The sequence below is a fragment of the Paenibacillus sp. IITD108 genome, assembly GCF_036541265.1.
GTDB lineage: Bacteria > Bacillota > Bacilli > Paenibacillales > Paenibacillaceae > Pristimantibacillus.
The window spans coordinates 1-14,242 of record NZ_JAZHCT010000064.1 but is presented as its reverse complement, the minus strand read 5'-3'; the positions used below and the strand labels follow the sequence as shown (position 1 = coordinate 14,242).

The 14,242-nt window shown below is 45.9% G+C and carries 12 protein-coding genes; 5 read left to right on the top strand and 7 right to left on the bottom strand.

Annotation, left to right across the window (positions count from 1 at the left end; all coding sequences use genetic code 11):
- Positions 1 to 38: 38 nt before the first annotated feature.
- On the bottom strand, positions 39 to 1,250 hold the full coding sequence (locus V1L65_RS28265) for a DUF4085 family protein (RefSeq protein ID WP_331702693.1): 1,212 nt from the start codon (positions 1,248 to 1,250) through the stop codon (positions 39 to 41).
- A gap of 47 nt (positions 1,251 to 1,297) precedes the next feature.
- Positions 1,298 to 2,365 carry an endonuclease/exonuclease/phosphatase family protein gene (locus V1L65_RS28260; protein WP_331702692.1) on the bottom strand — a complete coding sequence of 356 codons (1,068 nt, stop codon included), beginning with the start codon at positions 2,363 to 2,365 and terminating at the stop codon, positions 1,298 to 1,300.
- 192 nt (positions 2,366 to 2,557) lie between these two features.
- Between V1L65_RS28260 and V1L65_RS28255 the strand changes: the two genes are divergently transcribed.
- Positions 2,558 to 3,580, top strand: a complete 1,023-nt coding sequence (locus tag V1L65_RS28255; protein WP_331702691.1) for an SDR family oxidoreductase — start codon at positions 2,558 to 2,560, stop codon at positions 3,578 to 3,580.
- 48 nt (positions 3,581 to 3,628) lie between these two features.
- Positions 3,629 to 4,780: a glycerate kinase gene (locus tag V1L65_RS28250; RefSeq protein WP_331702690.1), complete on the top strand. Its 1,152-nt coding sequence runs from the start codon at positions 3,629 to 3,631 to the stop codon at positions 4,778 to 4,780.
- A gap of 89 nt (positions 4,781 to 4,869) precedes the next feature.
- Here V1L65_RS28250 and V1L65_RS28245 read toward each other — a convergent pair whose 3' ends face one another.
- The 5 genes from V1L65_RS28245 to V1L65_RS28225 form a co-directional block, all read right to left on the bottom strand.
- Complete coding sequence (locus tag V1L65_RS28245; protein WP_331702694.1) at positions 4,870 to 5,817, bottom strand: NAD(P)-dependent oxidoreductase; 948 nt, start codon at positions 5,815 to 5,817, stop codon at positions 4,870 to 4,872.
- 377 nt (positions 5,818 to 6,194) lie between these two features.
- The gene (locus tag V1L65_RS28240; protein ID WP_331702689.1) at positions 6,195 to 6,869 is read right to left on the bottom strand and encodes a lysoplasmalogenase; all 675 of its coding nucleotides are present in this window, start codon (positions 6,867 to 6,869) and stop codon (positions 6,195 to 6,197) included.
- A gap of 28 nt (positions 6,870 to 6,897) precedes the next feature.
- The gene (locus V1L65_RS28235) at positions 6,898 to 8,268 is read right to left on the bottom strand and encodes an aldehyde dehydrogenase (protein WP_331702688.1); all 1,371 of its coding nucleotides are present in this window, start codon (positions 8,266 to 8,268) and stop codon (positions 6,898 to 6,900) included.
- A gap of 280 nt (positions 8,269 to 8,548) precedes the next feature.
- Positions 8,549 to 9,082 carry a hypothetical protein gene (locus V1L65_RS28230; protein ID WP_331702687.1) on the bottom strand — a complete coding sequence of 178 codons (534 nt, stop codon included), beginning with the start codon at positions 9,080 to 9,082 and terminating at the stop codon, positions 8,549 to 8,551.
- A gap of 214 nt (positions 9,083 to 9,296) precedes the next feature.
- The gene (locus tag V1L65_RS28225; RefSeq protein ID WP_331702686.1) at positions 9,297 to 10,238 is read right to left on the bottom strand and encodes a ribose-phosphate diphosphokinase; all 942 of its coding nucleotides are present in this window, start codon (positions 10,236 to 10,238) and stop codon (positions 9,297 to 9,299) included.
- Positions 10,239 to 10,674: 436 nt separating this feature from the next.
- Between V1L65_RS28225 and V1L65_RS28220 the strand changes: the two genes are divergently transcribed.
- The 3 genes from V1L65_RS28220 to V1L65_RS28210 all read left to right on the top strand — a co-directional run bounded on the left by V1L65_RS28220 (position 10,675) and on the right by V1L65_RS28210 (position 14,190).
- On the top strand, positions 10,675 to 11,628 hold the full coding sequence (locus tag V1L65_RS28220) for an ABC transporter permease (RefSeq protein WP_442955730.1): 954 nt from the start codon (positions 10,675 to 10,677) through the stop codon (positions 11,626 to 11,628).
- Positions 11,629 to 11,638: 10 nt separating this feature from the next.
- Entirely contained in the window at positions 11,639 to 12,511 is an 873-nt protein-coding gene (locus V1L65_RS28215) for a carbohydrate ABC transporter permease (protein WP_331702684.1), read from the top strand.
- Between the two features lie 74 nt (positions 12,512 to 12,585).
- Entirely contained in the window at positions 12,586 to 14,190 is a 1,605-nt protein-coding gene (locus V1L65_RS28210) for an extracellular solute-binding protein (protein ID WP_331702683.1), read from the top strand.
- Positions 14,191 to 14,242: the final 52 nt, after the last annotated feature.

The window sequence follows — 14,242 nt, the reverse complement described above, 5'->3', positions numbered from 1 at the left end:
TGCTTCTGACATTCATTACATTTCCATACCGTTTCGTACTATGAAAATTCCTTCATTTCCGCCAAAGTAGAATCCGTCAGCACGCCAGCTCTGGAGAAATGTCCGGTGTAAACATATAGAATCAGCTCTCCATTATCAGGTGTGACCGCCTTTAAATGCAGCAAGCCGCGATTGATCAAGTCAGGATGACGCTGCGGATCATTGTAAAGCGTATTCCATGCTCTAGTTCTAAGCACAAGATCGTCGCCAAATAGTGCACCCTCCAGCTCTTCATCAGGAAGCGGGATAGAAAAAATCTCATACGGATCCTCGTAAATGTCTGTTACGAGCTTTTTTATTAGCTCCCAGCTATTATCGGCAATGTGTAACTCCTTATTATTATGCTTGCAGTACACCGCTTCTCCGATCATATAGCAGCTTTCTCCGCTTGCGGTTATGGGCAGCCCTTCTTGCCACTTGGCAGTAGGCAGCAGCTCGATTGTTTCTGTGTCCGTATAAAGGTAATAGTTAAACGTAGGCTCCAATTTTGCAAAGACAGCCAATAAGGCATCCATAGACTGCACATCGTAACCATTCAAATCGGCAAACGCCTTCGGTTTATAATAGCACTCTATACTTACTGAAGATGCAATAATTGTCCATTCCAGCTCCGGCATATCCCATATGACTCTAAGACCGATTTTCCCTTCAATATTACGTACTTCGCTATAAATCCACCAGCATCCTATCCGCAGCTCAGTTCCTTTATATTCGATTTGCGGATTTTCAAAATGAATCGTTACATACCGTTCTCGATTAAAGCCTCCTGCAGTTAAACGCAAAGTCAGCTTATCCGCCTGGTTTAGCTGATGTAAAAGCTGGCCGTCATGGAAGCCTTCTTGCAGCAGCTTGCAGGTTTGCTCATCTACAAGCTCTTCAAGCGACTCAGCAGCTTGCCATGCGCCTTCTATAGAGGCAGTAATCTGCTGTCGTTGTTCCTGATACCATTGCAACAGATCCTCACGAACAGCAGCTTCCAGATTAGGCTGGTTAATAGTACCGTCATGAACGTACGGATGAAAGCGGTCTGGTAATACTTGCAGGAGCTGCTCAGACATAGCCGCAAGCCGCTGCTCCCGCATAGCAGTGCCGTCAATGCCTTGCTCGGCTTCCTCCATCAGCAAACGTGACCATTCTTCCTCAGACTCAGGCAGGTTAAGCAGATTAATGATATTTGCACGACTTATAGGTTCTAACTTTAAACTCCACATTGCTTACAACTCCTTACTCATATAGCCCTACGGCATTAAAAATTAAACTAAAGCAAACGAAATGAAATCGTTACAGGGTTATGATCGCTATTTTTGAAATGCAGCTGCTCGCCTCTAGTTTCTATAATTTCAATGTTTGAAGAGGCAAGAAAACCATCTATAACAGCGAGAAAGTTTACCCCATCCTCATAAGCAATGTCTAGCGTGCGAACAGTCGGCGTATTAGGGTCTACTCCCCAGTTAAAATTTTTCGCGCCAAAGCTTACAGGGAAAGGCTGCAGCCATTCCGGCCATGCTTGCTCTGCGGGAAATACTTGCGGATCAGTGCCTGGCAGGGAATGGTTCCAATCGCCGCCAAGCAGCAAGTAATTGCCTTGCTTTACTTCTTGCTCAATGTAAGCTTCGAGAAATTCAAGCTGCTGCTTGCGAATTACGCCGCCTTCGTCAAAGGCGGACAGATGCAGGTTGACCAGCACGAATTCCTTGCCGTTGTCTACAGGATAGCGGCTTTCGATAAAGGCGCGGTCAAGCTCCATCTGCTGAACAGGCCAGCTTTCTTTGCCCGGCAAATCGTATCTTGTATGCGCGCTGCTTGCATATTGCGACATCGTGAGCAGCCCGCTTTGCACACTGCCCATTGGCTTAAATACAGGAACAGGCACCCAAGGCACCTTATAATTGAGTGCAAAGACGTAGCCGTATTGCGGCAATAAATCTCGCAGAATAGTAACCTCGTTTACTTTATAGCTGCGTGAGGATTTGATATCCACCTCTTGAAGCAAATAAAAGTCCGATTGTTTGTCCTGCAAATATCCACCCATTGAGAGAATGTTTTCGTCGGTTTTGGACTTACTGCTTGAGCGCGAGCGGGTTCCGCCATCCATAAAGAAATCCTGCCCTTCGTCAAGACCGGCGTAGCCGATATTAAACGTAGTAGCTGTAAGCGTGTCACCTTGCGTAATGACTGTTTTGGCAGGTAGCATGGGTTCATTCAAGGACAGCGCTATCTGTGCAGGCGGCTTATAATCCGTAATTGTGACATAGCCAAGAAATACAACAATAATAGCAACTGGTATCAGCAAAAGGGCTGCTAACCATTTTATAAGCTTCTTCATCTAAGACCCTCCTGTATGATAGAGATAAGGCTGCGCATGACCGGGTAATCGCGCATGGCCAAAGGACGACGGAATCCGTTTATCCTTATGTTTATGTACATAGTGAATTTAACATAATTAGTGAAATAGGGATAGCAGCAAAGGGCAGGTTTCATTAGGCAAGTGTCGAATAGTTAAAATAGGAGGTGGCTTATGAAAGCATTATTTATTGGTGGAACAGGAACGATTAGTTTAGCTATAACGGAGCAGCTGGCGCAACAAGGCTGCGAGCTGTATGTATTGAATCGTGGTTCAAAAAATAACGCGCTGCCTGCGGGTGTAAAAAGCATTGAAGCGGATATTAACGATGAACAGAAGGTAGCATCGCTTATTGCCGATATGTCCTTTGATGTCGTAGCTGATTTTATTGCCTTTAAGCCCGAACATTTGGAACGTGATTATCGACTCTTTCATAACAAAACGAAGCAGTTCATTTTTATAAGCTCGGCTTCTGCCTATCAGAAGCCGTTATCGGATTACCGGGTAAATGAAGGGACGCCGCTTGCTAATCCATATTGGCAATATTCCCGTGATAAAATTGCCTGTGAGGATTATTTGATTAAACAATATCGCGAGCAAGGTTTTCCCATCACGATTGTCAGGCCGAGCCATACTTACAGCAACAAATCGATACCTCTCGGTGTGCACGGAGCAAAAGGCTCATGGCAGGTAGCCCGCAGAATGCTGGCCGGCAAGCCTGTTATTATACATGGCGACGGTACGTCATTATGGACGATGACGCATAACAGCGACTTTGCCAAAGGTTTTATTGGCCTTATGGGCAATATGCATGCTATAGGCGAGGCGGTTCAAATTACTTCGGATGAGACCGTTACGTGGAATCAAATCTATCAAATTATTGCAGATGCGCTTGGCGTCGAGCTGAAGGCCGTGCATGTGTCTTCCTCGTTCTTGTCCGCATGCAGCAATGGCTACTATGAAGGAGGCTTGCTTGGAGATAAAGCGCACTCCGTCGTTTTTGACAATAGCAAGCTAAAGCGGCTTGTGCCCGGATTTGTGGCGACAACTCGGCTTGATCAAGGGATGAAGCAGACGATTAATCATATTTTGGCGCATCCGGAGCTTCAGACGGAGGATCCTGAATTTGATGAGTGGTGCGACAAAGTCATTGCAGCGCTTGAGCAAGCAGCGCAGCTTGTGAATGAGCAAGTCTAGCTTGTTAGCTTTTGTATAAGTGGAATTATTGTCGGGGGCGATACTAGATTGAAAATTATAATTGCAATAGATTCCTTTAAAGATTGCTTGTCCTCAATAGAAGCGGCAGAGGCGATTGCAGCCGGTATTTATGATGCTGCGCCTCAAGCAGAGGTATGCTCGCTTCCGCTGGCAGATGGCGGCGAAGGTACGGTCGAAGCGATGATTGCCGCTGCGAATGGCGTATTGCAGACAGCTGATGTGACTGGCCCGCTAGACGAAATTGTTCAGGCTTCCTACGGTGTGCTGAGTGATCATACGGCCGTGATCGAGGTCGCTGCCGCCTGCGGCTTGCCGCTTGTTCCCATGCCGAAGCGCAATCCGCTGCACACGACGACCTATGGGGTTGGCGAGATGATCCGCCATGCAGTCCTGCAAGGCTGCCGCCAGTTTATTATTGGGCTTGGAGGCAGTGCCACTAATGATTGCGGTATCGGTATGCTGTCTGCCCTCGGCTGGCGTTTTCTGGATCAAGAAGGCCGGCCCATTGCGAATAACGGTGCCGCATTAGCGAATATTGCAAGCATTGATGCCAGCGGCGTTATGGAGCAGCTCAAGGACTGTCACTTCCGCATTGCCTGTGATGTGGATAATCCGCTGTATGGCCATGACGGCGCTGCATATATATTTGCGCCGCAGAAGGGCGCAGATCAGGCGACGGTTGAGCAGCTTGATCAAGGCTTGCGCCAGTTCGCCGAGGCAGCTAATAGATTTCTCGGACGTGATATCGCCCTCATGCCAGGAGCGGGGGCTGCCGGGGGATTAGGCGCAGCTTTTGTCGGTTTTATTGGCGGCGAGCTGCAATCCGGCATCGAGCTGGTGCTTGACCGCCTGAACCTAGCGCAGCATATGACAGGAGCTTCACTAGTCATTACTGGCGAGGGCAGGCTGGATGGACAGACAGCGCGCGGCAAGGCGCCGCTCGGAGTCGCCAAGCTTGCAGCGCAGCAAGGCATTCCCGTTATTGCGCTGGCCGGCAGCGTGCAGAATACGGGCAGTGAGCTGTTCAGCAATGGCATAACAGCGAGCTTCCCAATCGTTAGCGGTCCTATGACGCTGGAGGAGGCAATGAAGCCTGAGCGGACGCGCCAGCATTTGCGTCAAACGGCCAGGCAGCTTATGCAATTGCTGCAGGCTGCCAGCAGTGATTTTCGTGCATGAACAAAAAAGGCAGGTAAGGGATAGATCCCTTATCTGCCTTATTTTTAAAATATAGGAAAGTATCAGTTTTCACCGGACGGCGAAGCCGTTTATTCTTGTTGGTTAGCATGTTTTGTGTAATATAAGTACAGTGCCTGTGTGCCTTTCTCGCCATATCCTAGCTCGGCAAGTTGTTTGTAAATCGATTCAGCCAGAGCGAGTCCTGGCGTATTGAGGCCCATCTCTTTGGCAGATTGCAGCGCAATGCCCATATCCTTTATGAAATGCTTAATATAAAAGCCAGGTTCAAAATTGCCATCAATCATGCGCTTGCCGAGATTGCTGAGCGACCAGCTGCCTGCAGCTCCGCTTTCTATGCTTTGAAGGACGGTAGCGGGATCAAGACCGGAGCTTTTCGCATAGGCCAACGCCTCACACACGCCCATCATATTGGAGGCAATAGCGATTTGATTGCACATTTTCGTATGCTGACCGGCTCCTGCTGCGCCTTGACGCACAATATTGCTGCCCATCAGCTGAAGAATCGGCAGTACTGCGTCATATACATCTTTGTCTCCGCCGACCATAATCGACAGCTTGGCATCTCTGGCGCCGATATCGCCGCCTGACACTGGCGCGTCAAGCGCATGCACGCCTTTTGCGGCGCATGCTTCGTGAATGCGCTGGGCCAGCTGCGGGCTGGACGTGGTCATATCGATGAAATAAGCTCCCGGCCTCGCATGTGCAAGCAATCCGTCAGCCTGCAAGTAAATCTCCTCTACATCGTGCGGGTAGCCGACCATCGTAATGACGACATCGCAAGCTGTTGCTAGCGCTTTGGGAGAATGGTGCAGCGTTGCGCCCCTCTTAACCAGCTCGTCTGCCTTGGATGCGGTTCTTGTATAAACATGAAGCGCATAGCCTGCGTCTAATAGATGCCCCGCCATACTTCTGCCCATTACGCCAATACCGATAAAGCCAACTGATGTGTGTTGCGGTGAAAGACTCATTGCAGCTGCTCCTCTCTGATTAAGCCTGTTTGTATGCCTATAGCTTATTTTAACACAATAAAAAGAGCAGATTCACATCTGCCCTACGAAAACAGTCACTTTTCTCCTATATCGAAACTCTACGACCCTATGCGTGTCCGCGCCCCTCGAAACAGCGTATTGTATATGAAATTTCATATACAATACGCTGGAATGCTCCCAAAAACACAATTGTATATGAAAATTCATACAGAATGGGCCGACGCCCCCTCAAAACGTCTCAATGTATATGAAATTTCATACACAATGTGCAGAAATGTCCCAAGTAACAAAATTGTATATGAAATTCCATACACAATGTGCGGAAATGTCCCAAGAAACAAAATTGTATATGAAAATTCATACAGAATGGGTCGGCGCCCCCCCAAACCAGACTTTGTGCAAAACTACCTAACTCTTTTTAGTGTATAACTGTTTTTCTTCTCACCGAGTGTACGAATGCTGCTCGCCATGCAAAATTGAGCGGTATAATAAGTGCCCATAATAAGCAAGTGTGACATGTCTACCTTAGATATAAACATATTCCAAGAAAGGATACTGTCTGAAATCGCAAACAAAATACTGCCTATAATAGCCCATTTGTTGCCGGTCATAATTGCTGTCCAGGTCATCAGCAAGATGACGACAATGTATAGCAGGACAGGAGCGATTAGATGAGCATCGCCTTTGTCTGAAAGTGCCGTAACAAGGTTCCAGCCCATAAATATGCCGAAAGCAGCTAGAGGAATTACAGTGTAGAAGCGGGCCTTGGTATACTGCCAATTTTGAATAAAGCCGGCCAAATAAAAAAGATGCCCGATTAAAAAAGCGGTTAAGCCAACGATAAACCAGCGTAATAAACCATCGCCAAGCATACAGAAAAACAAGCCTATAATAAGCAGTGTATGATATGTTTGTCTCGTTCCTCTAATATGGCGCAGCTGCAAATAGGCGTAATAGATAATAAGCCACATCGGGATCAGCTTGAACAGCAGCTTTACGTACTCCGGATCGGACGGGATAGCAAAAATATAAATAACGCTCATGACTAAAATAGCTAAAGGCAATCCATACGTTTTCATCGGCAGCACTCCTCTTCCAGCGGTAATGTTATTTCAAAAACCTTTTAATGAAGGCAAGCCCATTTTTACGGCCAGGATAACGAAACGGAAGATCGAAAATGGTCGTTTGCTTCAGGATGCTTTTACGATGAGAAAAAAGCTCAAAGCTGTTTTTTCCGTGGTAAGCACCCATTCCGCTGTTGCCGGTCCCCCCGAAAGGAAGATGAGGATTCGTAAAATGATACACGGTGTCATTGATGCAGCCTCCGCCGAATGGCAGCTGTGAAATGATTTGCTGCTGTATGTTTTTGCTTTGCGAAAACAAATAAAGCGATAACGGTTTTTCGCGCTGTTTAATATCTATCATAATCGACTTAATATCTTGATATGTCATGATCGGCAGCAATGGCCCAAATATTTCTTGCTGCATTAAGCTGCTGTCAGGTGCTGGATCGGCCAGCAATGTAGGCTCAATGCTGCTAGAGGCATGATCATGCTCGCCGCCATAAATAATCGTCCCGTTATCCATTAAACTGACAAGACGATTATATTGTTTTTGGTTAACGATATGCGTATAAGCCGGATTTTGCAGCGGCTTCTCACCGTAAAGCTGCCGAATAGCAGCTTGCAAAAGGTTAAGAAACGGCTCTTTCACGGATTCATGTACATATAAATAATCTGGCGCTACACAGGTTTGACCTGCATTCATAAATTTGCCCCAAGCAATTCGTTTAGCAGCAAGCGGAAGGTTGGCATCCGCATGCACGATGCAGGGGCTTTTTCCACCCAGCTCTAATGTAACTGGCGTGAGGTGCTTGGCTGCCGCTTCCATCACAATTTTGCCGACAGCTTCACCGCCTGTATAAAATATATAGTCTGTTCTTTCGGCAAGCAGCGCACTGCTTGCATCTGCGCCGCCTTCGACAACGGCGACATATTCGGGATTGAAAGCTTTGCTGATTAGCTCGGCTATAATAGCTGACGTATGCGGTGTAAGCTCGGATGGCTTAATTATAGCGCTGTTGCCGGCAGCAAGCGCTCCAATCAAGGGATTGATCGCTAACTGGAAAGGAAAATTCCATGGCGCAATAATGAGCACAACGCCATAAGGCTCATAATGAATATAGCTTTTTGAACCCAAATGGGTAACGGGCGTCCTCACTTTTTTGGGGCGAGCCCATCGCTCCAGATTTTGCAGCGCAAAGCTTATTTCATGCAAAACAATGCCCACCTCAGACGAGTAGGCTTCAAATTCCGATTTATGCAAATCAGCCTGTAAGGCTTGAATAATCCGCGGTTCATAAGCTCTAATCCAATCGCCCAGCTTTTTCAGCGCTTGCTTGCGATTGGAAATAGTCAGGCTGCCTGCTGTTTGCAGGTACGCGCGCTGTTTGTCGATCAGTGCTTTATAATCATGCATGGATACACCCCAATTCATGAGTCGTCAGACGGCAGAAGTCGGTTAGCCTTGGTTTCATCCTAACAGATCGTGAAGCATGGCAGCAAGCATAGATCGGCTATCCTATACAAGAAAGCTGGAAGAGCGCCTGCCCGTTAGCGGCAGCGGCTTAGCCTAATAAATTAACAGCCAAAATAGCGCTGCAGTCCCGGGCTAATTAAGGAACAATCCAGCGCTATTCTTCATATCCGATACGTGTAAAGGTTATCATTGCAAAAATATTTATTGCTGCTATTGGAACCTATAAGTGATCAGTTTCTTCCGAGGAATCAATTTCTCCTTTTATTATTATATCGTCGATATCTGCGGAATCTGCTGGATCTGTTGTAATTGTAGAGCTATGTCCACTTAGAGTATCCGCAGGAGCTTTTTCTTCGGGCAGCTGGGATGGCTCGTCAGCAAGGACGAAAGGTTCTGAAGGTTCTGGCGGATCAGGAGGAATTGGAGGATTAGGTGGGTCTGGAGGTGTGGAATTGGAAGATACGTTTATAATTAATTCGAGCCTGTCGTTCAAAACTTGTTCTTTTCTGCTGATTTCCCGAAGCATTAGCCGGACACTTTCGTTTGTTTCCAATACTTCTTTAAATGTGGCAGGCGGTTTTAAAGAAGCATTATACAGTGTGCCCAGCACAAATTGCAGCTTCTCCGCTTCTGCGTTAATAATATGGCTAAGTCCTAGCTCTTCCATTGCTAGCGATGCAATAAACAGATTTATAACATCATCCCGCTTGATGGCTATTTGCGGATTGATGTCGGGTATGTTTGCTTGTGACATTCCATCACTCCCAGCTGGTATTCTAAATACCAAGTTCAAATAAGCGAATCGTTCAGAGTATCTAGTGGGCTCCACTTATATTTATGAGTAAGGTGGATAACAAAGAACAAAAAAAGAAGCAGCTTCTCATTGTGAAGCTGCTTCTTTTTTGAAATATAAGATAGTATATGGCAAATGCGCCTGTCCAAAGGACGGCGGATGCCGTTTATCCTAGCTATACGCGTGTATGTTGAAGGGAATCAATAGATCCGCCTTTTGTAATGATCCGAATGGCTTCGGCAAGCAAACCTGAGGCAGACAGCTCGACAAATTTGTCTGAAGGCGGTTCGCCTATTGCAATTGTGTCTGTAATAACGACCTCTTTAATGTTGGGATGATTCAATCGATCCATCGCATTGTCCGAAAATACGCCATGGGTTGCGCATACGTAAGCATCATTGGCGCCATTGCTCTTCAAAGCATTGACAACGTTCACGATAGTTCCGCCAGTATCAATCAAATCTTCAATAATAATTGGCGTCATGCCTGCGACCTCGCCAATGATATGAGTAATTTCTGCTTTGTTGTGCTCAGGGCGGTTTTTAATCATGATAGCAAATGGACAATCCAGCAGCATGGCCAGCTTTTCTGCAGTTGTAGCTCGTCCGGCATCCGGCGAAACGACAACAGGATTATCGATCTTTTTATCTTTCAGGTAGCGAATGATCATGCCTAGCGCCGTTAGATGATCGACGGGTATTTTGAAAAAGCCTTCTATCGGATCGGCATGCAGATCAACTGTAATAATACGCGTAGCGCCTGCGGTCGTTAAAATATCTGCCACCAGCTTGGCTGAGATAGGCTCGCGTGGCGCAGCTTTGCGCTCCTGACGGGCATACCCATAGTAGGGAATAACGAGATTAATCGTTTTTGCCGAACCGCGCTTGGCTGCATCTATTAAAATAAGCAGCTCCACCAGAAGCTCATTAACAGGATGAGAAAGAGCTTGTACGATAAATACATGCTCGTTGCGTATTGATTCCTGGTATGAGGCATGAATTTCTCCGCTTGACTGACGGGAGATAGCAACATCGCCAAGAGGAATTTCTAATTTATCGCAGAGCATCTGCGCAAGCTTTTGATTCGAAGTGCCTGCAAATACTTTTGTATTATTCATAAGTTCCTCCTTATAGGATTAGCAGGGGCAATTTAATTTAGTAAACAATATTTAATATTATAACCTGTTGTGCCATCAGCGAGAAGTTAAAATAGATAAATCAAATAATTTAATCAGGAAAAGACGAGTGTTCTCATGCCGCAGGTTGCGGCTCGGGAACACTTTTTTGGTAAACGCGCCTCCTTCGTTTAAGCGAAAGACGGCGGAGTCGTTTATCCTTGCATCAAAATAGAAAATTGTTACATCTTGAAAATGGTTTGAGGCTGATGGAAAAATGTATTTTTTTCAGCTGGCAAAGGCAAAAAGCAGCGCAGGGATGCAGGTTTGAACGACTGCCAGACGCAGGATTATTGATTATATAAAGAGGACTTGGGCACATGATAAGGTTGTATTGTGAATGCGCTTACAAATAATGAATAGGAGGTTGCCTATGCAGATGATAACAAAGGAACGCCCGCCAGCTCTAAAGCCTCCCGAGCTCCAGCGACGTTATTTTTGGAAGGATATTTGGCGTGATTGGCAATTATATGCGTTGCTTATATTGCCTCTTGCCTACTTTATTTTATTCAAATATGTTCCTATGCTCGGTGTCATTATAGCGTTCAAGGATTACAACATGTTCAAGGGCATACTGGAAAGCTCCTGGATCGGTCTGAATGCTTTTCGAGAAATATTTCAAATGGATGCGTTCTATAACGCGCTTCGCAATACCTTTGTGCTGAATGTGCTAGATCTCGTTATTGGGTTTCCGGTTCCGATTTTTTTAGCGGTAATGCTTAACGAGCTGCGTATTCAATGGTTTAAGCGAACAGCGCAAACGGTACTGTATTTGCCGCATTTTATATCCTGGATCATTATCGGCGGAATGGCAACGCAGCTGTTTGCGACCAATGCGGGCAGCGTCAATGTTTTTCTGAACTCATTAGGCTTGGAATCCATTCCTTTCCTATCGGAGCCCCTTTACTGGATAACGACTTATTTAGGCACAGGTATTTGGAGGGAAGCAGGCTGGGGAACTATTCTTTATTTGGCTGCAATGACCGGTATAAACAAAGAGCTGTACGAAGCAGCAGAGGTGGATGGAGCGACGCGCGCCAGAAAAATGTGGCATATTACGCTGCCAGGCATTAAGCCTACCATCGTCATTCTGCTTATTATCAATGTGGGCCATATGTCTGCTATCGGTTTTGATCGTCCGTTTACATTGGCCAACCCGATGGTCGCCGACGTTTCTGAAGTAATCAGCACTTACGTGTACAAAGTAGGCATTCAATCTGCACGTTATACGATTGCTACAGCGATTGGCTTATTCCAGGCTGTTGTCGGACTTATATTCCTGCTTACCGCAGACTTTGTATCACGCAAGGTGAATGATCACGGAATTTTTTAGGGGTGAGAATATGGGGAAATCGTCTTCGATTCAACTGATTGATGGGATTATTATTTTTGTTATTTCGCTGCTTGGCTTGCTGTGCTTGCTGCCAATGATTCATATTATCGCGCTTTCCTTCAGCTCTAATGGAGCCATTATGGCAGGAAAAGTGACGTTGTTTCCGATTGAAATCAATTTTGCAGCCTATAAGGCCGTATTTCAACACTCTACGATGGTCCGTTCATTGCTATTTACAATCGTGCTGGTTGTATTGTTTACTGCAATCGCTATGGTTATGACCATTGCAGCAGCTTATCCTCTGACTAAAAAAAATTTAAGAGGCCGCACCTTTTTCTTGTTTCTCATTGTTTTGACTATGTTTTTTAGCGGCGGTCTTATTCCTGATTATTTGCTTATGAAAAATTTGCAGCTGTTGGACAGCATTTGGGTGCTGGTGCTGCCGGGAGCGATCAGCGCTTTCTATCTCATTATTATAAAAACGTTCTTTTCATCGATTCCGGTAGAGCTTGACGAATCGGCCAAAATGGATGGGGCGAGCCATCTGCGCGTGCTGTTGAGTATTATTTTGCCGCTGTCGCTGCCTTCTTTGGCAACACTCAGCTTATTCTACGCAGTAGGCCGCTGGAACGGCTTTCAGGATGCGCTTATTTATATTACGAGTCAGCATCTGTATCCGATCCAGCTCAAGCTTTATGCCATGGTCATAAGCGGTCAAGCGACTGACCTGTCCATTATGGAGGCACAGAATGTGGCGGCCCCTGTACCGGAAAGCTTGAAGGCGGCATCGATCATGTTCGGTACAGTGCCCATTCTTTTAGTCTATCCTTGGCTGCAGCGCTATTTTATTTCTGGAATGATGATTGGAGCGGTAAAGGGCTAATAGTAAACTTCTTGGTTTGCAAATGCAATTGAAGAAGCTGCTATATACAAAAATGTGAAAGGGAGTTGAAAGCAATGAAAATTCAAAATGCCAGATGGTTACTGAGCGTCATCACTGCCATCATGCTGGTATCCTTGCTGTCTGCTTGCGGAAGCGGTAAAAAGGAAGAAAAGCCGGCTAATAGTACGGGGAATTCATCACAAAATACAGAAAAGCCGAATCCCACCGCAGAGCCAAAGAAGGACCCTGTAACGCTGAAAATTGAACTTTTTGACCGCAATAATACGCCTGCTGGCGCGCCGCCGATTACAGATAATTTTTTCACTAAATACATGCAGGAAAACTTCGGCGATCCAAACAATATAAAGCTTGAATTTGTTACAGTTCCCCGTTCTGAGGAAATCGACAAGCTCAATGTGCTTATGGCATCCGGTCAGGCGCCAGATATCGTATTCACCTACAACACGCCGACAGTTGAAAAATATGTAAAGGACGGCGGACTAACCGAGCTTGGACCGCTTCTGGACCAATACGGCTCAAACCTGAAGGCAGTGCTGGGTGAGGATGTATTGAGCTACGGCGTTTTTGCCGGCAAGCAGTATGCTATTCCGGCCAAACGGGTCATAGACGCGCAAAGCTCCACCTTTATACGCCAAGACTGGCTTGACGAGCTTGGACTGCCTGTTCCGACGACGACTGAGCAATTTTACGAAACGATGGTTGCGTTCAAAAATGCAAAGCCTAAAGCATTTGCTTATGGCGGCATGACCGACTATTTCCATATGCATCCGCTGCAATATTCTTTCTGGGATTGGGATAATATTTCCGACGAGGACCTGTACGCAAGCGCAGAGTGGCTGCTGCCGGGCAACAAGGAAGCCTATCGTTTTATGAACAAATTGTTCAATGAAGGAATATTGGATAAGGACTTCCCTCTTCACATGAACAAGGATACGAATCAGTTTCAGAAAAATTTACTGAACGGATTAATTGGAGCGGGAACGACCAATACGAACGAGCCGGTATATATGGGCTATTTGGCCGAGCTGCAAAAGAATGATCCTAATGTAAAGCTTACGCTTATTGATCCATTCACCGACGCCAAGGGCAGAACGCCAAAGCCGGTATATTCGCCTCAAGGCATGTATATTTTAGTGCCGAAAGCAAGCCAACGTGCTGAGGAAGCTGTTAAATTCCTGGATTGGATGGCGAAGCCTGAAAATATTATCGTGCTGCAAAATGGCACGGAAGGCGAAACCTATACGATGGATAACGGAATTCCTGTTACGATGGACAATGATGCTGCGAAAAATTTGCTGTACAATTATTTTGATTATTGTATTATATTGAACGGTAAATATGTAAGTACAACAGATGAAAAGCTGAATATCGCAGCTAACGCTTCCGATGTAAATTACAGAGATTTTACAGTAGAGAGTATAGAGACAGGCAGCAAGGACGGCGTCGTAAAACCGCGAGTACTAACGCCGATCGAATCGGAAATTAAGTATGCGGCTACCTTAAAGAAAAAGGAAGATGAAATCTTTGTAAAGGTTATTACAGCCAAGCCTGCTGATTTTGACAGTGTATATGACAGAGAGGTTGCCGACTACATGAAAATTGGCGGTCAAGAGGTTATGGACGAGAAGCGGGCAGCATTTAAAGCTGAGCGCGGCTAATAAAGTACCAAACAGAAACACCGAGCGAATAATCTGCTCGGTGTTTCTGTTT